This window comes from Peribacillus sp. TE19612 (genome assembly GCF_056279465.1).
On the sequence record NZ_JBWCCL010000002.1, the window covers coordinates 501,210 to 521,711 of the forward strand.

Annotated in this window: 23 protein-coding genes; 19 read left to right on the forward strand and 4 right to left on the reverse strand. The window is 42.1% G+C overall.

Going from position 1 to position 20,502, the window contains the following annotated elements; translation table 11 throughout:
• Nucleotides 1-21: 21 nt before the first annotated feature.
• The 3 genes from ACZ9AO_RS05770 to mciZ form a co-directional block, all read right to left on the reverse strand.
• Nucleotides 22-447: an Ohr family peroxiredoxin gene (locus ACZ9AO_RS05770; RefSeq protein ID WP_053535641.1), complete on the reverse strand. Its 426-nt coding sequence runs from the start codon at nt 445-447 to the stop codon at nt 22-24.
• A 222-nt stretch (nt 448-669) separates the two neighbouring features.
• Nucleotides 670-1,578 carry an aldo/keto reductase gene (locus ACZ9AO_RS05775; protein ID WP_476108634.1) on the reverse strand — a complete coding sequence of 303 codons (909 nt, stop codon included), beginning with the start codon at nt 1,576-1,578 and terminating at the stop codon, nt 670-672.
• Between the two features lie 56 nt (nt 1,579-1,634).
• A complete protein-coding gene (mciZ, locus tag ACZ9AO_RS05780; protein WP_072273199.1) occupies nt 1,635-1,796 on the reverse strand; it encodes a Z-ring formation inhibitor MciZ in 162 nt (53 codons plus the stop codon).
• A gap of 75 nt (nt 1,797-1,871) precedes the next feature.
• On the opposite strand from mciZ, the gene ACZ9AO_RS05785 reads away from it, so the two are divergent.
• Complete coding sequence (locus tag ACZ9AO_RS05785) at nt 1,872-2,423, forward strand: NUDIX hydrolase (protein WP_048680183.1); 552 nt, start codon at nt 1,872-1,874, stop codon at nt 2,421-2,423.
• On the forward strand, nt 2,424-3,605 hold the full coding sequence (locus ACZ9AO_RS05790; RefSeq protein WP_048680180.1) for an endonuclease Q family protein: 1,182 nt from the start codon (nt 2,424-2,426) through the stop codon (nt 3,603-3,605). It begins immediately after the preceding gene.
• A gap of 36 nt (nt 3,606-3,641) precedes the next feature.
• On the opposite strand, the gene ACZ9AO_RS05795 is transcribed toward ACZ9AO_RS05790, so the two are convergent.
• The gene (locus tag ACZ9AO_RS05795) at nt 3,642-4,205 is read right to left on the reverse strand and encodes a GNAT family N-acetyltransferase (RefSeq protein ID WP_476108635.1); all 564 of its coding nucleotides are present in this window, start codon (nt 4,203-4,205) and stop codon (nt 3,642-3,644) included.
• A gap of 139 nt (nt 4,206-4,344) precedes the next feature.
• On the opposite strand from ACZ9AO_RS05795, the gene spoIIM reads away from it, so the two are divergent.
• From spoIIM to lysA, 17 genes are all read left to right on the forward strand, one after another.
• Nucleotides 4,345-4,992 carry a stage II sporulation protein M gene (gene spoIIM, locus ACZ9AO_RS05800; RefSeq protein WP_048680177.1) on the forward strand — a complete coding sequence of 216 codons (648 nt, stop codon included), beginning with the start codon at nt 4,345-4,347 and terminating at the stop codon, nt 4,990-4,992.
• A 119-nt stretch (nt 4,993-5,111) separates the two neighbouring features.
• Nucleotides 5,112-5,561 carry a ferric iron uptake transcriptional regulator gene (gene fur / locus ACZ9AO_RS05805; RefSeq protein ID WP_034311309.1) on the forward strand — a complete coding sequence of 150 codons (450 nt, stop codon included), beginning with the start codon at nt 5,112-5,114 and terminating at the stop codon, nt 5,559-5,561.
• 166 nt (nt 5,562-5,727) lie between these two features.
• The gene (locus tag ACZ9AO_RS05810; protein ID WP_034308153.1) at nt 5,728-5,955 is read left to right on the forward strand and encodes a YqzK family protein; all 228 of its coding nucleotides are present in this window, start codon (nt 5,728-5,730) and stop codon (nt 5,953-5,955) included.
• A gap of 5 nt (nt 5,956-5,960) precedes the next feature.
• Entirely contained in the window at nt 5,961-6,854 is an 894-nt protein-coding gene (gene xerD / locus ACZ9AO_RS05815; RefSeq protein ID WP_476108636.1) for a site-specific tyrosine recombinase XerD, read from the forward strand.
• 298 nt (nt 6,855-7,152) lie between these two features.
• A complete protein-coding gene (gene deoB, locus ACZ9AO_RS05820) occupies nt 7,153-8,355 on the forward strand; it encodes a phosphopentomutase (protein ID WP_476108637.1) in 1,203 nt (400 codons plus the stop codon).
• Complete coding sequence (locus tag ACZ9AO_RS05825; protein WP_476108638.1) at nt 8,356-9,168, forward strand: purine-nucleoside phosphorylase; 813 nt, start codon at nt 8,356-8,358, stop codon at nt 9,166-9,168.
• A 67-nt stretch (nt 9,169-9,235) separates the two neighbouring features.
• Complete coding sequence (locus ACZ9AO_RS05830; RefSeq protein ID WP_048680161.1) at nt 9,236-10,540, forward strand: pyrimidine-nucleoside phosphorylase; 1,305 nt, start codon at nt 9,236-9,238, stop codon at nt 10,538-10,540.
• Between the two features lie 206 nt (nt 10,541-10,746).
• Nucleotides 10,747-11,913 (forward strand): D-alanyl-D-alanine carboxypeptidase family protein, encoded by a 1,167-nt coding sequence (locus tag ACZ9AO_RS05835; RefSeq protein WP_476108639.1) that lies wholly within the window; start codon nt 10,747-10,749, stop codon nt 11,911-11,913.
• A gap of 131 nt (nt 11,914-12,044) precedes the next feature.
• Complete coding sequence (gene spoIIAA / locus ACZ9AO_RS05840; protein WP_034308142.1) at nt 12,045-12,395, forward strand: anti-sigma F factor antagonist; 351 nt, start codon at nt 12,045-12,047, stop codon at nt 12,393-12,395.
• A gap of 1 nt (nt 12,396) precedes the next feature.
• Nucleotides 12,397-12,837, forward strand: a complete 441-nt coding sequence (gene spoIIAB / locus ACZ9AO_RS05845) for an anti-sigma F factor (protein ID WP_034308139.1) — start codon at nt 12,397-12,399, stop codon at nt 12,835-12,837.
• A gap of 13 nt (nt 12,838-12,850) precedes the next feature.
• Complete coding sequence (sigF, locus tag ACZ9AO_RS05850) at nt 12,851-13,618, forward strand: RNA polymerase sporulation sigma factor SigF (protein ID WP_034308137.1); 768 nt, start codon at nt 12,851-12,853, stop codon at nt 13,616-13,618.
• A 282-nt stretch (nt 13,619-13,900) separates the two neighbouring features.
• A complete protein-coding gene (locus ACZ9AO_RS05855; RefSeq protein ID WP_476108647.1) occupies nt 13,901-15,190 on the forward strand; it encodes an NCS2 family permease in 1,290 nt (429 codons plus the stop codon).
• A gap of 158 nt (nt 15,191-15,348) precedes the next feature.
• A complete protein-coding gene (locus ACZ9AO_RS05860) occupies nt 15,349-15,966 on the forward strand; it encodes a stage V sporulation protein AA (protein ID WP_318293301.1) in 618 nt (205 codons plus the stop codon).
• Entirely contained in the window at nt 15,956-16,378 is a 423-nt protein-coding gene (locus tag ACZ9AO_RS05865; RefSeq protein ID WP_034308131.1) for a stage V sporulation protein AB, read from the forward strand. Before ACZ9AO_RS05860 ends, ACZ9AO_RS05865 begins: the two co-directional genes overlap by 11 nt.
• A 43-nt stretch (nt 16,379-16,421) precedes the next feature.
• Nucleotides 16,422-17,027 (forward strand): stage V sporulation protein SpoVABEA, encoded by a 606-nt coding sequence (gene spoVAEA / locus ACZ9AO_RS05870; RefSeq protein WP_048680156.1) that lies wholly within the window; start codon nt 16,422-16,424, stop codon nt 17,025-17,027.
• The gene (locus ACZ9AO_RS05875; protein WP_476108648.1) at nt 17,008-18,474 is read left to right on the forward strand and encodes a spore germination protein; all 1,467 of its coding nucleotides are present in this window, start codon (nt 17,008-17,010) and stop codon (nt 18,472-18,474) included. Before spoVAEA ends, ACZ9AO_RS05875 begins: the two co-directional genes overlap by 20 nt.
• A 275-nt stretch (nt 18,475-18,749) precedes the next feature.
• Complete coding sequence (gene lysA / locus ACZ9AO_RS05880; RefSeq protein WP_191930889.1) at nt 18,750-20,078, forward strand: diaminopimelate decarboxylase; 1,329 nt, start codon at nt 18,750-18,752, stop codon at nt 20,076-20,078.
• The last annotated feature ends 424 nt before the right edge of the window (nt 20,079-20,502 follow it).

Consider the following 20,502-nt stretch of genomic DNA (forward strand, 5'->3'; position numbering starts at 1 on the left):
GCGTCTTTTTATTGATTGGATTTAGTCTACATCTATTTCAAAGGCGACATCCACATTGCCATTGATTGCTTTTGAATAAGGACACATTTGATGCGCTTTATGAACAAGGGTTTCGAAAGTCTCCTTGTCGACCCCGGATCCTTTCACAGCCAAAGTTACAGCCAGGCTGTACTGATGCATCTCACCCATCAATAGACTGACGCTTGCGGTAACTTTTGAATCGAAAGAAACGCGTTCGATTTTACCAACTGATTGCAAAGCGCTATCAAAACATGCAGCATATCCAGCTGCAAAAAGCTGTTCCGGATTAGATGCTTCAGGCATCTGTTTAGCCCTTGGTGTTCCAGGCATCGCAATATCAACTGTGAAATTGCCGTCAGCAGAAATTGCTGTTCCTTCTCTTCCGCCATCGACTGTTACAGAGGTTGTAAATAATGTTTTTGTCATCATTTTTTCTCCCTTATCTTTTTATTTTTAATTGTGCACAACTGAATTGTACAATATTAATTTTGGGATGTCCAATGAAAAGTTTAAAACCGTTAAATTAGAATGATTGGAAACTTGAAGTTGGTAAAGAAGGCGAAAAAAAGATGGAACGGAAAAAGGCTGACTATCCCGTTGGTTAAACGGAGATAGAGCAGCCTAAAGGTTTGTCCTGACATTTCTTTTTTAATTCCGATGACTTTCATAATTGTTCACTTTGGTCAACCGCTTCAGGATATCCAACTCGGTGGTGGACAGTGAAGGGCTGTTGGCAGCTTGGCAGTTATCACGAAGCTGCTGTACTGAGCTTGCGCCTGGAACAATGGTAGCTACGCTTTGATGGGACAATACATATTGAAGTGCCGTTTCATTCAACTTCCTATCGGAAAGTTTGTCCTTAATTTGCGGAAGCAAATCTTTAAGTTCGTGATAGCTATAGTCAAGGTATCCATCCTCATTTGCCTTTTCAAGCATTTTTTCACTGAGCAGCCCTTTGGCAAGGGGGCCACGGGCGATCATGCTGATTTGTTTGTTGGCCAAAAGGGACAGCCACTCTTCTGGGCGGCGGTCGAGCAGATTAAACTGCATCATCACGGAATCAAGCTCAGACTTTTCAGTGAATTCCTTGATGACATTCGGACGAATCGAGGAAATTCCATAATATCGGATATAGCCTTCTTTTTTCAAATCTTCAAATGCTTCTACCGTTTCTTCGATATTGTCTGAAATGGTGCCGCCATGTAACTGATAAAGATCAATATAATCAGTCCCCAATCGCTTTAAGCTATCTTTTACTGCCGTTTTAATATGAGCGCCGGATGGGTCCCAGCTCCAGGAATCTTTATTTTCATTCCAGCGGTTTCCGACCTTGGTGGCTATGTATACCTTATCGCGGACCGATTTTAAATTCTTTCCGACGATTTCTTCATTCATACCGAAATCATATAAATCGGCCGTATCAAAATAATTGATTCCTTCATCTAAAGCGGCCTGTATGATTTCGGATGCCTGATTTTCAACAGTCCCCAATGACATGCACCCAAGCCCGATTTCAGAAACTAGCAAGTCAGAATTTCCTAGTCTGCGTTTTTTCATGTTATCCACTCCCTTTACATTCATTGTAAAGGAGAAATCCATTTCACTCAAAGAATTCACTTGATCCGTTTTAAAGGAGTGGGTGGCACCTGATCGTGAATGTCGGCAATCCAATCATTGACATAGACATATTGATTTTGTAATTGCTTTAGTTTTTGAAGGATTTCCCAGCTCTTTCCGGATAAAGTAACGCTTTTTTCCAATACGTAAACTTTCATTAAATCGCCCTCCATCTCTATTATGGTAAAATGTATGAGGAATCATGCTGCAATTAGAACAGAGGAGTGGTCACGATGAAAAAATTTGAAGAAAAAACGCTGTCTTCGAAAAAAATCTTCACAGGAAAAGTAATCAGCCTGCAAGTGGATGATGTAGAGCTTCCTGATGGGAAAACGGGTAAACGTGAAATAATCAAGCATCCGGGAGCGGTTGCCGTCATAGCTCTCACGTCAGAAAATAAAATCATCATGGTTGAACAGTACCGTAAAGCGCTGGAGAGAAGCTTGGTGGAAATTCCTGCAGGGAAGCTTGAAAAAGGCGAAGAACCGGTTCTGTCGGCTAAACGGGAGCTGGAAGAGGAGACAGGTTATGAATGTGAAAAAATGGAGCACATCATATCCTTCTATACATCCCCAGGTTTCGCCGATGAATTGGTCCACCTGTATGTGGCCCACAATTTGAAAAAGAAAGAAAATGCGGCACCGCTGGATGAAGATGAATTTGTCGAAATGCTTGAACTCACGCTGGAGGAAGCTCAAACTTACATGGATGAAGGGAAGATCCAGGATGCCAAAACGGCATATGCAGTTCAGTATCTGCAGTTGAAAAAGGCGATGACATCATAAATGAAAGAGTTTTACGCTGACCTGCATATCCATATAGGCAGAACGAGAAGCGGAAGGGCCGTGAAAATAACAGGTGCTAAAACGTTAACCTTCAGCAATGTGCTGCAAGTGGCAAGTGAAAGGAAGGGCCTTGATCTAATCGGGATAATCGATTGTCATTCTCCTGAAATTATCGAAGAGATCGAAGCGGGGATTCTTGATGGCGAAATCACGGAAAAGACTGAAGGCGGACTTCAATATAAGAATACAACCATCATTCCGGGCTCGGAGATTGAAATTTATGATCATAATTGTAATGGACCGATCCATGTCCTCGCCTATTTTCCCACTTTAAAAGCGATGAAGGAATTCTCCTCATGGATGAGCGGACATGTTAAAAATATCACCTTAAGCTCCCAAAGGATTTATTGTGATGGAAGAACGCTGCAAAAAACCGTGAAGTCACTGGGTGGCCTGTTTATCCCGGCACATGTTTTCACCCCATTTAAAAGCTTATATGGAAAAGGGGTGCGATCCAGTCTGACTGAAGTATTCGATCCGGAGCTAATTGATGCCATCGAGCTTGGTTTAAGTTCAGATACAGAAATGGTCAAGGATATCGAGGAGTTGGACTCCTATGTATTCGTAACAAATTCCGATGCGCATTCGCTTGGGAAAATCGCTCGTGAATATCAAAAAGTCCTGCTTGAAGAACCAAGTTTCAATGAGCTGGCAAAAGCCCTTAAAGAAACAGGGAATCGCAAGGTGACCGTTAATTATGGATTGAACCCCTTATTGGGAAAGTATCACCAAACCGTATGTTCAGGGTGTTTACATCAGGTATTGAGGGATAGTGAACAATGTCCTGAGTGTGGTAATAAATCCATTATTAAAGGGGTATCGGCCAGGATTGAAGAACTCTCCGTTTCCGGGATGGACAGAAGAGACGGGAAGGAAAGGCCGCCGTATATCCATCAAGTGCCACTCGACTTCATCCCGGGACTCGGACCTAAATCCATGGAAAAACTGCTGGTGGCATTTGGAACAGAGATGAATATCCTTCATGAAGTTACGCTTGAACAGCTAATGGAAATCGTTCCTGAAAAATTGGCGGTCTACATCGATTCTGCCAGAAAAGGGACGCTTTCTTTTGAAGTAGGGGGCGGAGGAAAGTACGGAAAGGTCAAAAAGGAATTATCCTGAAAAAAGTCCTGACAGATGAGATCTGTCAGGACTTTTTTAATTTGTTGTTTTTGCATAAATGGAGGTGTCCCGCACTTCCATGCTGTCTGCACTAAGGCAGTCATTACGCAAAATTCCTTCAAGGGTGAATCCCAGCTTCTCGGGAATCCGTTTGCTGGCAATATTATTAGGATCACAGCGGATTTCGACCCGTTTTGCACCGTAATGGTAAAAGGCGAATTTAGTTAACTTTTCCACTGTCTCCGTTATGTAGCCCAGTTTACTGAATCTCGTATCAATCCAATAGCCAATTTCGAATTTAGGAATACCCCAGTTGATTCGGTGCAGACCAGTGGACCCGATGAATTGATCGTCTTCTTTCCTATAAATATGGAGTCTTATATCCTCTTTTAAAATAAAGTCCGCAAAGGCCTTAAGGACGTTCTGTTCAGAAGTTTCCAATGAAACATCTTGATGGGCAAACGGCAGCCACTGTTTCAATTCAGGTTTAGAATGGACAATGGCTTCGTAAAGGTCCGGGCCATCGCCAGGCTGACAAGGTCTTAGATATAATCGAGGTGTTTCAATTTTTTCGGGAAAATCCATTAATATAGCTTTCATATCCTGCCTCCATCTCATTGATATGGAAAATTATAACATAAATTGGGTTCAATGTGTTCGGCTGAAGGGGAAAGTTTTCTTAGCATAAATGAAAGAGTGAAAACATAGATTCTAGTAAGCGGAGTTGGGAGGATGAAAGATGAAAAAAAAATCTGTCGTACAAAATGCCGTAATGAAACATATTAACGAACATTCCTCATTATATGTCTTTATCACTGTGCTTTTTTTGATGGGTGTCATTTTTGGGGCAATATTGGTGAATAGTTTAAGCTTTACCCAAAAGGAAGACTTGTTCTATTATTTATCGCAATTTTTCGGACAAGTATCCAAAGGTGAATTTGCATCTTCGCATGATATGTTCAGCCAAAGTATTATGCATAATATAAAATATATCGGGGTCATCTGGATTCTCGGAATATCGGTCATCGGTTTGCCTGTCATCCTGGTTTTGTTATTTATAAAAGGGATGGTCGTTGGATTCACGGTCGGCTTTTTAGTCAATCAAATGGGATGGAGCGGGTTCTTATTATCGTTTGTCGCTATTCTGCCCCAAAATATATTCATCGTCCCGATATTCATCGTAATAACCGTCCTTGCCGTTTCACTATCCATGAAAATGATCAGCCGGATTTTCCTTAAGCAGGTTCGTGAACCGCTGAAGCCGATAATTTCACGGTATATTTTCTCATTGGTTTTGTCGGGGTTATTCTTGATTACGGCTGCTGTATTTGAAGCGTACCTATCCCCTTCTTTAATGAAAAATGTCGTAAGTTTATTGGGTCATTGATGGAAATATACCGTTCCCGCAAATTTTTTTATCATTAACAAGAAATCTATTTTGACAGTTTTCCCTCTTTTGATATAATGGATAAGATAGCGGCGCGGGAGGGAATATTAGGTATGGAAATAGAAAACAGAATTGATAGGATAAAAAAGCAGTTACACTCGTCCAGCTACAAATTAACGCCTCAGCGAGAAGCGACCGTCCGCGTTTTACTTGAGCATGAAGAGGATCATTTAAGCGCAGAAGACGTTTACCTCCTTGTCAAAGAAAAGTCGCCGGAAATTGGATTGGCAACAGTTTACCGTACGCTAGAGTTGCTGACTGAATTGAAAATAGTAGATAAAATTAACTTTGGAGACGGGGTTTCCCGTTATGATTTAAGACAAGAAGGAGCTGCGCATTTCCATCATCATCTTGTTTGTGTGGAATGTGGTGCGGTAGATGAGATCCAGGAAGACCTACTTGAAGACGTAGAAGACATTGTGGAACGCGACTGGAACTTCAAGATAAAAGACCATAGATTAACCTTTCATGGCATTTGTCATCGATGTCATGACAAAGAAGAAAATTAAGGTGAGTGAAGTCGGACCTTTTCCATTTAATGGAGAAGGTTTTCTGCATTTTAATAGCTGGTTTTCTCAAGTAAGAGCTGTTTTTGTTTTCTCCTTTCCGAAACACGTATAAAACTTGTCCTGTTGGGCATAGATTGATACAAAGGGTCGAATGGGAGGGGAAAGGATGAAAACATCATTATCGCTTATTTTGCACACGGCTAAAGTGATGATTCTCTTTGTTAGCTTCACTGTTCTTTTTTATATAGGAATGGTATGGTTAAATCAGGAATATCAAAGTTATCATCGTTATGATGAACCGAAAGGCATGGCTGTAAAAGTATCGAAGGCTGTTGATACGGGTGATGATGCATGGCTTGAACGCCTAATGTTGTTTTATTTAAACGGGGAGTAATGAATATGGAGAATCAAATTAGGGATTTCATTCATTTTTTAACCATTGAAAAAGGACTTGCCAAGAATACGCTCGTCTCGTATGAGCGTGACTTAAGATCATATTGGAGCTTTCTGAAAGATGTTGAAACCATTGAAGATTGGAATGATTCACGACGGGTGAACATCCTGCATTTTCTCGTGCAGTTAAAGGATCAAGGGAAATCATCGAAGACGGTGGCGCGTCATATAGCTTCCATTCGTTCTTTTCATCAATTTCTTCTAAGGGAAAGAGTAACAAATCAGGATCCGTCCATACATATAGAAACGCCAAAACCGGAACGAAGCCTTCCAAAGGTATTAAGCATGGAAGAGGTTGAAGCACTATTGGAAGCCCCGAAGAAAATGGATGAATTCGGATTACGCGATAAGGCAATGCTCGAACTGATGTATGCGACGGGTATGCGTGTCAGTGAGTTGATATCCATGGATGTGAGTGATGTCCATGCATCGATGGGTTTTGTCCGTTGTGTAGGGAAAGGAAATAAAGAGAGGATCATTCCGATTGGACAAACTGCATTGGGTGCAATTGAACATTATATGGAAAGTTCCCGGGGGAAAATGACCAGCCCCAAGCACAGGACAGATTCACTTTTTTTGAATCATCATGGAAACAGGCTGACAAGGCAGGGGTTCTGGAAGATTCTAAAAAAACTTGTAAAATCGGCACAAATTGAAAAAGAAATTACACCGCATACACTGAGACATTCTTTCGCGACACATCTATTGATGAATGGGGCTGATTTACGTGCCGTCCAAGAAATGCTTGGTCATGCGGATATTTCGACAACTCAAATTTATACACATATTACGAACGTACGGATCAAGGATGTCTATTCAAAATTCCATCCGCGAGCTTAAAGGATTAGTAGACTGATAGAAAGGTTGTGAATTTAACTGCGAGGCAGTTGAAGGAGCAGCCTTTTTTCTGTGTCGGCAAGACGGCTATAAGGGATGCTGATGATTCTAACGCACATCTTATGGCACTTTGTTTCATTCCGAAATATATTATTTGTCTCCATCATGGTAATCGTTTACAATGTAGAGAGGTCAGACTTCTGACGTTCTTGCGATTTCATTTAAATGAAGAGTAACTGAGCAGAATAAGGGTATTATAGAGAGTATAAAAAGTGATTTACTATTTTAGGAGGAATGACTCATGAAAGGGAATTCAGCATTTAAACGAATATTTGTAATAGTTATGGATTCAGTTGGGATTGGCGAAGCACCTGATGCAGATTTATTCGGCGATAAAGGTGCGGATACACTCGGCCATATCGCAGAAAAAATGAATGGATTGAACATGCCGACTCTCGCAAAATTGGGTTTAGGCAATATCCGTGAAATCAAGGGAATTGAAAAAGCTCAGCAACCTCTCGCATACTATACGAAAATGAAGGAAGCCTCTACAGGGAAAGATACGATGACTGGACATTGGGAAATCATGGGGTTGAATATATCGACTCCATTCCGTGTATTTCCAGATGGTTTCCCGGAATTATTAGTCAATGAACTCGAGGCGAAAATGGGTCGGGGAATTATTGGGAATGTCCCGGCAAGCGGTACGGAAATCATTGAGAGGCTTGGCGAGGAACATATGAAAACGGGTGCGCTGATTGTATATACATCAGCTGATTCCGTATTACAGATTGCTGCACATGAAGATATCGTCCCGATAGATGAATTATACAAGATTTGTGAAATTGCCCGTGAAGTGACAATGGCTGATGAGTTCAAGGTTGGACGCGTTATTGCCAGACCGTTCACTGGTGAACCAGGCAACTTCAAAAGAACGCCTAACCGTCATGATTATGCATTGAAACCGTTTGACCGGACAGTAATGGATGAATTGAAAGATTCTGGATATGATGTCCTTGCAATCGGGAAGATCTCGGATATCTTTGATGGGGAAGGTGTCACTGAATCAGTAAGGACCGTATCCAATATGGATGGAATGGATAAATTAATCCAAACGGTAGAACAGGATTTCAAAGGGTTAAGTTTCCTTAATCTAGTCGACTTCGATGCTTTATACGGTCACCGCCGCGACCCAGAGGGATACGGAAAGGCATTGGAAGAATTCGATGCTCGGATGCCTGAAGTCCTTGATAAACTGAAAGAGGATGATTTATTGATCATCACTGCCGATCACGGGAATGATCCGGTCCATGAAGGAACCGATCACACACGTGAATATGTACCATTGTTAGTCTATTCCAAACGATTTACAGAAGGTGCCGAACTCCCGATAAGAGATACATTTGCTGATATTGGGGCGACGGTCGCTGCTAATTTTGATGTGAAAATGCCTGCCTTCGGAAAAAATATATTGGGCGATCTAAATTTAGGGGAGAATAAATAGATGTTTAATAAAATAGAGACTGCTGCGTCATTCATAAAAAGTAAAATTGAAGGCTCTCCGGAGATAGGACTGATTCTTGGTTCCGGACTTGGAGTATTGGCGGATGAAATTGAAAATCCGATAACGATTCCTTACCATGAAATCCCGGAATTCCCGGTATCGACTGTTGAAGGACACGCTGGACAGCTTGTCATTGGACAATTAAGTGGCAAAAAAGTTGTCGCGATGCAAGGACGTTTCCACTTTTATGAGGGTTACTCCATGGAAAAGGTCACTTTCCCTGTCCGTGTAATGAAACTTCTTGGTGTTGAACAGTTAATCGTCACGAATGCTGCCGGAAGCGTTAATGAAAGCTATCAACCAGGTGACTTGATGCTCATTACGGATCATATTAATTTAATGGGGGCAAACCCATTGATTGGTCCTAATGAAGAGCGTTTCGGCCCTAGATTCCCTGATATGTCGGAAGCTTATAATAAAGACCTTCGGACGCAAGCAAAAAAAATAGCATCTTCACTAGGATTGGATATTAAAGAAGGTGTCTATATCGGTAATACAGGACCGACCTATGAGACACCGGCAGAAGTGAAAATGGCAAGGATCCTTGGCGGGGATGCAGTTGGTATGTCGACAGTCCCGGAAGTTATCGTAGCAAGGCATAGCGGAATGAAGGTGCTCGGAATCTCATGCCTTACCAATATGGCCGCGGGCATTCTGGATCAGCCTTTGTCACATGAAGAGGTAATTGAAACGACTGAAAAAGTGAAAAGCAGTTTTCTTGAATTTGTTAAGCAAATCGTTAAAGACATATAAAACGAACCAAAAAAAATACAAGTACACCTAAAGAAAATCGGTGTCTTTAAAAAGTGGGGATTCTAATATGAGAATGGTAGATCTAATCGAGAAAAAGCGTGATGGAAAGGCTCTTACTACAGAAGAAATACAGTTCATCATCAATGGGTTTACCGATGGATCGATTCCGGATTACCAAATGAGCGCTTGGTCAATGGCTGTTTATTTTAAAGGCATGAATGAGCAGGAACGTGCTGATCTAACCATGGCAATGGTCGAATCGGGAGATCAAATTGATTTATCGATGATTGAAGGAATTAAAGTCGATAAACATTCAACAGGCGGTGTGGGCGATACCACAACTCTAGTGCTTGGACCATTGGTTGCTGCTGTTGGTGTTCCAGTGGCAAAGATGTCAGGACGCGGTCTTGGCCATACAGGCGGGACGATCGATAAGTTGGAGTCTGTAAAAGGATTTCATGTCGAAATAGAAAATGACGAGTTCATCCGACTTGTCAATAAAAATAAGATAGCTGTCATTGGACAAAGCGGTAACCTGACTCCGGCCGACAAAAAGTTATATGCATTGCGCGATGTTACGGGTACCGTTAACAGTATCGGTTTGATTGCTGGCTCGATCATGAGTAAGAAAATCGCCGCTGGTGCTGATGCAATCGTACTTGATGTTAAAACGGGAGCGGGCGCTTTCATGAAAACTCTCGAAGATTCCGAAGAATTGGCGCATGCAATGGTTAGCATCGGAAACAATGTGGGACGAAACACGATGGCTGTCATTTCCGATATGAGCCAACCGTTGGGTTACGCTATCGGAAATGCTTTAGAAGTGAAGGAAGCAATCGATACGCTTAAAGGAGAGGGACCGGAAGATTTAACGGAACTTTCTTTAACACTGGGAAGCCATATGGTATACCTTGCCAAAAAGGCAAGCTCGCTGGAAGAAGCAAGAACCTTGCTGGAAAATGCGATCAAGGATGGTTCTGCACTTAACTCATTCAAGATTTTCCTGGAAGCGCAGGGAGGCGATGGTTCGGTTGTGGATCAGCCGGAAAAACTACCGCAGGCTGCTCATACTTTCGAGCTGGAAGCGAAAGAGGACGGATATGTATCGGAAATCATCGCTGATGAAGTAGGAACGGCAGCCATGCTGTTAGGCGCCGGGCGGGCGACAAAAGAATCAGAGATTGATTTGGCAGTCGGACTGGTACTTCGTAAAAAAATCGGGGAAACCGTGGCAAAAGGTGAATCACTTGTGACGATTTACAGCAATTTCGAAGATGTTTCAAAGGTAAAAGAAAAATTGTATGAAAGCATTGCGATTTCCAAAGAGAAAATAGAAAAACCTACATTGATCTATAAAGAGATCATGGAATAAACATTTTCCAAAAAAGGCCGCGCTTTTGAGCGGCCTTTTTACGTTTATCCCATTGAATTCTTAAAAGAGGATGCCCATGCGCATCCTCTTTTAATTTGGTTTACTTTGTTACCCTATATCCAGTATATGTTCAAAATTCATCTTTATTTGTATAAAAATGGGTTTAATGGAAAAAATAAAAAATATAAAGATTGGAGGGTATGGAGATGAAGCGGATTCTTTCTGTATTTTTAACCGTTTTGGTAGCATTGGGTTTTAACATCCCGCATACAAAAGCAGCTGAAGAAAAAGGAGTCGAATTGGCGGCAAATGCTAAATCCGCTATTTTGATTGAACGGGATACAGGTACTGTTCTCTATGATAAAAATGCAGACGATCGCCTTTCACCGGCAAGCATGACGAAAATCATGACGATGCTGCTGATCATGGAAGCGATCGATAAAGGCGAACTCAGCATGAAGGAGAAAATCAGGACTAGTGAGTATGCAGCGTCGATGGGCGGTTCCCAGATCTTCCTCGAGCCAGGTGAAGAAATGACCACGGAACAAATGCTTAAGGGCATCTCGATTGGTTCGGCGAATGATGCATCGGTGGCGATGGCTGAACGTCTAGCTGGATCGGAAGAAGAGTTTGTCAGGGAAATGAACAAAAAGGCGAAAGACCTCGGGTTGAAAAATACAAAGTTCCAAAACGCAACAGGACTTCCTGTTAAAGATCATTACAGTTCGGCACATGACATGTCGATCATGGCGAAGGAATTATTGAAATACGATACGATTACAAGGTTCACGGGTACATATGAAGATTATCTCCGTGAAAATACCGAAAAGAAATTTTGGCTTGTCAACACAAATAGGTTAGTGAAATTTTATCCTGGGGTCGATGGACTGAAAACAGGATTCACAAATGAAGCGAAATATTGTTTGACAGCGACTGCTAAAAAAGGGAATATGCGTGTCATTGCCGTCGTTTTCGGAGCCGTTTCTCCAAAGGAACGAAACGCTCAGGTCACCAAGATGTTAGATTATGCATTTTCACAATACATCACATACCCTATTTATAAACGCGGTGAGGTGTTAGGTGAAGCCAAGGTAAGTAAAGGGCAAAAGAAAACCGTGGTGGGCGTCACAAGTGAACCTATTTCAGTTTTGACAGCCAAAAACGGAACGGCAAAGGACTTTACTAAAAAAATCACGCTTGATAAAGATTTGAATGCCCCGATTAAAAAAGGTGATGAAATTGGTACGCTTGAATTGAAGAAAAACGGTAAGGTATATGTCGAATCTCCGATTGTTGCGAAGGAAACTGTTGATAATGCCAGCTGGTGGCAATTGTATAAACGGGCTTTCGGCATGTTTACCCAGGCGAAATAGAATAAATTGTCGCATTGCCTGTTAATCGTACTAATTTAGGCGAAACTCCACTAGTTTTGCTAGTAAGGAGGAATCGGCAGGTGAAAAAGAGAATTTGACTCTTTATAAGACAGTGAAGGAGGCTGTATATAATGAGTCTTACGATTAATATGGAGGCGAAAAATCGCGTATTGTGCATTCGTCTCAAAGGTGATTTAGATCATCATACAGCAGAAAAATTGAAAAATCAGGCAGAGGCAGCCATTCAAAAGCATAATATCAAGCATATCATCCTTAACATGGAAGAATTGGATTTTATGGACAGTTCAGGGCTCGGAGTTATTTTGGGCCGTTATAAGCAGGTAAACAAAAAGCAAGGTGAAATGGTGGTCTGTGCAATTTCTCCAGCAGTAAAGCGGTTATTTGAGATGTCAGGGTTGTTTAAAATTGTTAAAATGGAACTATCCGAAAAAAACGCTTTGCAAAGACTGGGGGTTGCCTAATATGAAAAATAAAATGGAAACGAAATTTTCTGCACTTAGCCAAAATGAATCTTTTGCCAGGGTAACTGTTGCGGCATTCATTGCCCAATTGGACCCGACGATGGATGAATTGACAGAGATCAAGACTGTCGTGTCAGAAGCCGTTACGAATTCGATCATCCATGGGTATGAGAGTGACCCGGAAGGTTGGGTCTACATTTCAGTGGTCATCGAAGGCGATACTGTGGAATTGACCATCCGGGATGAAGGACTGGGCATTGAAGACGTCGAGGAGGCTAAACAGCCGTTATTTACGACAAAACCCGAACTTGAACGTTCCGGTATGGGATTCACCATCATGGAAAACTTCATGGATGAAATCAATATAATTTCCCATAAGGGCGAAGGCACGATCATTCGATTAAAAAAGCACTTAACTACAAGCAGAGCTTTGTGCAATTAAGGGAGACTTGCATATGGATGTGGAGGTTAAAAACGAGAAGAGCAAGAAAGGCCAGCCCCATTTAAAAGATGAGGAATTGCGGAATTTAATCCAACGCAGCCAGAGCGGTGACCAAGATGCAAGGAATCTGATTGTCAATAGCAATCTGAGGCTTGTATGGTCAGTAGTGCAAAGATTCCTCAATCGAGGTTACGAACCGGATGACCTTTATCAAATAGGCTGTATTGGTCTGTTGAAGTCCGTGGATAAATTTGACTTATCGTTTGAAGTGAAATTCTCAACGTATGCTGTGCCTATGATCATTGGTGAAATCCAACGTTTTATCCGTGATGACGGAACGGTTAAAGTAAGCCGGTCATTAAAGGAAATGGCGAATAAAATTCGCAGGGCCAAAGAGGAACTTTCAAAGACGTATGGCCGCGTTCCGACTGTCAATGAATTGGCGGAACATCTAGAGCTGTCGCCAGAGGAAATCATCATGGCCCAAGAAGCTAGCAGGAGCCCCTCATCGATCCATGAAACGGTTTACGAAAATGATGGAGATCCGATTACTCTTCTTGACCAGATTGCCGACCATAATGAAACATCCTGGTTCGATCAAATCGCTTTGAAAGAAGCCATACATGAATTGAATGAACGTGAAAGGCTGATTGTTTTCCTGAGATATTATAAAGATCAAACGCAATCGGAAGTGGCGGCAAGGCTTGGTATTTCCCAAGTTCAGGTATCAAGGCTGGAAAAGAAGATCCTTCAGCAAATGAAAAACCACATGAATCAGTGATTCATGTGGTTTTTTTTTATTGAGCTGAAAATAAATACTGATTTTAGGAAAAAGTAAAAGTGATTTAAGATGAAACTAGGGATGGGGTCGAATTTTTAGTTGAATTTAGGAATAAAAACGAATATTATAGTAAAGGTCGCGTTTCTCATTCGTTTTTTTTATCTTTCTTTCAATGAATAATGATCAGGAAAAACGTCGATGCAGTACAATATTAGGACACCTTGTCTTTTCGTGCAAACGGTTGTCGGTGATTCCTTTAGATCTGGAGGTCTAAATATGTTTATGGAAAAGTTTTTCTCCCTGAAAGAAAATGGGACGGATGTCCGTACAGAAGTCATGGCGGGTGTTACGACATTTTTAACTATGGTTTATATCCTCATTGTGAATCCGGCTTTATTGTCTTCAATCGGAATTCCATTTGAACAAGTTTTCATGGCAACGGTCATATCAGCGGTGATTGGTACCCTAATCATGGGGCTTGTTGCAAAATACCCGATTGCGATAGCACCAGGGATGGGCTTGAATGCTTATTTTGCCAGCGTGGTGGGAGCACAGGGCCTTTCATACCAGACCGTATTCGGTACGGTTTTCATTGCTGGTTTGCTATTTCTATTAATTAGCGTGACTAGCTTGCGTAAAATGATAATGGATGCGATTCCTAACTCATTAAAATATGGCATCACATCCGGAATTGGTTTATTCATTGCGTTTATCGGATTGAAAAATGCTGGAATCGTAGTGCCAAATGAATCAACGATGGTGACGCTTGGCGATTTGCATCAGCCAGGAACCGTTTTAGCGTTAGCAGGCTTATTCATAACCTTGATTTTTATGGCCCGTAATATAAAAGGGGCCATTTTCATTGGTATGATCGTTACGGCAATCATTGGCTACTTTATCGGTTTGCTCAACTTCGATGGGGTCTTATCTGTACCTCCAACACCGGTATTTTTCGATATCGATATTGCTGGGGTCTTCACGAATTCTTTATATTCAATTGTTTTCGCCTTTTTACTTGTGACGATCTTCGATACGACAGGTACCTTGATTGGCGTGACAGAACAGGCAGGACTAACGAAGGATGGGAAAATCCCTCGTGCCAAGAAAGCCTTTTTAGGTGATGCGATTGCGACTACAGTCGGCTCGGTGTTTGGTACAAGCCCATCGACTGCCTATGTGGAATCGAGCACGGGAGTGGCCGCAGGCGGACGTACGGGATTAACAGCTACTGTCGTGGCAATCTTGTTTGCTGCATCGATTTTCTTTTCTCCATTGATATCGGCAATTTCTTCCGTTCAAGCAATCACAGCTCCCGTTTTGATCATTGTGGGATGTTTCATGATGGAAGGGCTGGCTAAAGTCAATTGGAAAATTTTTGATGAGGCATTTCCGGCCTTTGCGATCATTTTAACGATGCCGCTTACTTCAAGTATATCTACAGGGATTGCAATTGGGTTCATCACATATCCCCTAATGAAGGTATTCAGCGGAAAAGGAAAATCGGTACATCCGCTCATTTATATTTTTGGATTGATATTTTTGGTCCAGCTGATTTTCTTCCCCACTCATTAATAGATGAATGTAAACCAAAAAGACATGCTGTCATTGCAGCGTGTCTTTTTTTGGTTTCAAATTAGTAATATTTGGACATGGCTCACTTCCTGCATTTTCAAACTGCTTCCAATCCATACTACTAGCATAAGGAAATAAAAGGTCGGGATGTGATGATAATGGCAGTTGTATATATCAGGATGAGGAACCGTGTACAAGCAAAGGGAAATCAAACGGTGAGGATAAAAGATATTGCAAGGATAATCGGACCTGAAGAAGTGATTATCAAAATTGAAGAAATCATATTATTAACGGTCAAGAAGGAAGATAAGAATATTATTGTCATTGATTTAGCTCAAGTTATCATGGCCATCCGCAAGGTGGATCCGACTATTGAAGTGGAAACATTCGGCCCCTCCCAAACGATCATCGAAATCATCCTCTCGAAAAAGAAAATGTCATACCTGACATTCGCCTTGGTTTGGTTTTTGTTATTTGTCGGCGGCGGGATGACGATCATGAATTTTCATGTGGATGTCAGCATGGGGGAAGTGCATCAAAAAATCTTTACTATAATAACGGGAAAAGTGGAAGATAAGCCGTTATTAATCCAAATCCCATATAGCTTCGGCCTTGGTATGGGCATGATTCTATTTTTTAATCATTTCTTTAAAAAACGCTTCAATGAGGAACCTAGTCCGCTCGAGGTTGAAATGTTCAACTATCAGCAGGATTTGGACCGTTATGTAATCATGAATGAAAATAAGGAAAACGTGCGCCACCTTGATGACCGGTAAAATCATCTTCGGAATTTTTGTCGGTTTAGCCGGGGGGTTTGCGACAGGTGCCGGTTTTGTAGCGTTTTTAACTGTACTTGGGGTGATTCCAAGACTGACTCAGCTGACAAAAACAATGAAAATGATACATTACTACGAAGGAGCCATCATTGCCGGAGTTGTCGCAGGAACATGGTTAGGATTACAGGAAACGGAACTTTCCCTCCCGCATTTTCTTTTAATTCCGATCGGTTTGGCTGACGGGATATTTAATGGGATGCTTGCGGCTGCCTTAACTGAAGTCCTGAATGTATTTCCGGTTCTTTCAAAACGAATCGGAATTCAAGAGAAGATCATTTATCTGTTAATGGCACTCGTATTGGGTAAAATAGCCGGATCTTTATTCCAATGGATTTATTTTGTCGATTTATAAGTGTATGAGGTAACTATTCCTGTTGATGAAAGGTAGGCCCAAGATGGTGACCAAACGAAAAGTGATATTGATTACGGATGGAGATGAGTATGCGAAACGGGCTGTCGAGCATGTAGCCAAGGAAATAGGGGGAAGATGTATCTCCATGTCCCAAGGTAATCCATCACGATATACGGGCTTGGAGTTAGTTGAATTAATAAAAAAGGCGAAGTATGATCCTGTATTGGTCATGTTTGATGATAGCGGTTATATAGGAGAAGGATCAGGCGAACAGGCAATGAAGGTAGTTGCCGGACACCCTGATATTGATGTCCTTGGCGTGATAGCGGTCGCTTCAAAGACTAGAAGGGAAGAATGGACCAAGGTGGATATCTGTATTGACCGCGATGGTAATTTGACACCGAACGGGGTTGATAAATACGGCGCCGAGGAATTTGAACTGGGCAAGATAACAGGAGATACGGTGTATTGCATCGATCAATTACATGTTCCCATAGTAGTTGGGATAGGGGATATCGGAAAAATGTCCCATCAGGATGATTTTAAAAGAGGAGCACCGATAACAAAGCTAGCGGTGGAAATCATATTGGAAAGGAGTGGTCATGATGACTTCAGAAAAACCTCAAAACATGACGCCGATTCCGAGTAGGGTAGCGGAAGTTGACGCATACATGGAAGAGAAAGTAGGTCTAGGCGTCAGCTTTGACTTAGGAGTAAGAAAGATAAAGGTCTTAAGAAAAGATGTGCATATTTACTATATAAACGGGCTGACGGATACTGAGTACATCATTGATATCCTCGATTCTCTCATTCATAACAAAAATGCCGATATCGTGTCTACAAAAGTTTTTGATGTAGTCAAAGACTTGCTCGTACACCAATCCGTTCAGGAAATAAAGACGATGGATGAGCTTGTTGATCAGGTATTATCCGGTTTAATCGTCGTTGTTGTTGATGGTAAGCCAATAGGGCTGGTCGTGGATGTGAGGAGTTATCCAGGTAGACAGCCAGTTGAACCCGATACGGAAAAAGTCGTCCGTGGATCAAGGGATGGTTTTGTCGAGAATATCATCATTAACACAGCGATAACCAGACGAAGAATCCGGGATGAAAGATTACGTTTCGAAATGCTGCATGTAGGGGAACGATCGAAATCGGATATATCCATCGGCTACATAAAAGATATTGCCGATCCGGATTTAATAGAAATCGTTCGTAAGGAATTGAACAGTATTGAGGTTGATGGCATAACGATGTCTGATAAAACGATCGAAGAATTCATCGTAAAGCAAAGGTATAACCCATACCCGCTTGTCAGATATACGGAACGGGCTGATGTGGCTGCAACGCATTTGCTTGAGGGCCATGTCCTTATTTATGTGGATACTTCACCGAGTGTCATCATTACCCCGTCCACCCTTTTTCATCACATGCAACACGCTGAGGAGTATCGGCAGGCACCTGCCGTTGGGACCTTGGTGCGCTGGGTCCGGTTTCTCGGGATTTTCGTTTCGTTATTCTTGCTGCCGATTTGGTTATTGTTTTGTTTAGAGCCTTCCCTCCTGCCTGAAAAGTTCGAGTATATCGGGCCGAATGAAAAAACGCATATACCCATTGTGTTCCAAATCTTCATTTCCGATATAGGGATAGAATTTTTAAGGATGGCAGCCGTTCATACCCCGACCCCGCTTTCCACGGCAATGGGCTTGGTTGCCGCGGTTTTGATAGGGCAAATAGCGATAGATGTTGGCCTATTTGTTCCTGAGGTTGTTCTCTACGCTTCCGTAGCGACAATCGGTACATTTGTCACTCCGAGTTTAGAACTAGGGGTTGCAAATAAAATTACCCGTTTAGCACTGATAGTCTTGGTCGCATTTTTTAAAGTGCCTGGCTTAGTCATAGGCATCACACTCTATTTGATCATGCTCACTAGTATAAAAACATTAAATACACCTTATTTATGGCCGCTTCTCCCGTTTCAGCCGAAGGCCTTGTCACATATAATATTTAGAAGACCTTATCCAGGTTCTATAGAACGTCCGAGCATTGTACATCCCCAGGATCTATATAGGCAGCCAAGAAAATCTAAAGGTTGATGTTGTCGAAAAGTTGTGGTAATTTATTTTTATTCGGATAAAGCGATAAAGTTAGGCTTAACAAAGAGATAAAGCTACTATGACTCTTTGGAGTTTAAACCAATCTGTCTTTCCCTTCGAACTACTAAGCAGTCATAGAGGACAATATTTACATGGGATAATTGATTCGGATGAGGCTTGTTCATATAGAGGACCTATTAGAACGGGTTTTCTTTATTTGAGGCTGCCTCATTTCTTATTAATCTTTAGTTTTAAGTCAGGAAGGTGAGGCTATCATGCATTTGTACGGAACCGGGGGTGTCAATGAACGTGGACATCTGGAGATTGGCGGAGTGGACACGATCGAATTGATCGAACAATTTGGTACACCATTATATGTTTATGATGTAGAGCTAATTCGCGAACGGGCGAGAGGGTTCAAGAGAACTTTTGAGGAATTGGGGATTTCAGCTCAAGTTGCTTACGCAAGTAAGGCCTTTTCTTCGATTGCCATGATCCAGTTAGCTGAGCAAGAGGGACTTTCTCTCGATGTTGTCTCAGCGGGGGAATTATATACGGCAATTAAGGCAAATTTCCCAACAGAACGGATTCACTTCCATGGAAATAACAAAAGTGAAGAAGAGCTACATATGGCTTTGGATCATGACATTGGCTGTATAGTAGTCGATAATTTTTCAGAGTTGACACTGTTGGAAGAAATTTGTACAAACCGTGAACAAAAGGTGAAAATCCTTCTTCGTGTAACACCGGGTATTGAAGCCCATACGCATGATTATATTTTGACAGGGCAAGAAGATTCGAAATTTGGTTTTGATCTTATTAACGGCCAGGCAGAAGCTGCCCTTCGACAAGCGCTTCATAGTGAGTTTCTGGAAGTTCTTGGATTACACTGCCATATCGGTTCCCAAATCTTTCAAACGACCGGTTTCCTTCTGGCAGCCCAAAAAATTATCGGCAAGCTGAGTGATTGGCACGGTTCGGTAGGGTTTCAACCACAGGTATTGAATCTCGGAGGGGGATTCGGGATTCGGTATACACAAGAGGACGACCCGCTACCGGCGTCTCAATATGTTGAGGAGATCGTGAGGGAAGTGCAGAACCTGATTGCTGATTCTGATTTAGTGATGCCTGAAATATGGATCGAACCTGGCCGTTCATTGGTCGGAGACGCGGGTGTGACACTGTACAAGGTCGGTTCTGAAAAGGAAGTTCCTAATGTCCGTAAATATATTGCGGTAGATGGGGGCATGAGTGATAACATCCGTCCCGCTCTTTACGAAGCGAAATATGATGCCATTCTTGCAAACCGGCCGCTTGACCCTGTGGAAGAGACAGTGTCCATTGCTGGCAAATGCTGTGAAAGCGGAGATATGTTGATTTGGGATTTACCATTGCCAAAAGCCGGCCGCGGTGATGTCTTGGCGGTATTTTGTACAGGGGCATATGGATATTCCATGTCGAATAATTACAATCGCATTCCGAGACCGGCTGTCGTCTTTGCCGAAAAGGGAGAAGCCCGGTTGGTCATCAAACGCGAAACTTACGAAGATCTTATTCATTTGGACTTGGCCCTTCATGAAGCGGCAGTCGTCAATAAAGAATAGAAAAAAAGGATGGCATTAGCCATCCTTTCAGTTTGTAAATAAAAGGGCTTTGGAAAACGTAACTTTGCTCAAATGATGTTCCCGAACCAAATAACCAATAGAAATACCTTCAAGACCTCAGGAATTGTTTCTATCTAAATTTTATATCAAAGTTGATTAGAACGGAAGGGACGAGACTCCTGCGGGAAAAGCGCGTCAAAGGGAGACCCCGCAGGCGCAATAGCGCCGAGGAGGCTCCCGGACCGCCCGCGGAAAGCGAGTGCCTGTAGTGGAACTCAACGGTCAAATTGTACTGTTAAAAAAACTGTAGGTAAACTCGATTTTCATCGAGTTGATCTGACCCAATAAAGTTAGACATATAATTTAAGCAGCTTCTAAGACCTGAGTTCGGTATTCTATCGGACTCAGGTCTTTTAATTTTACC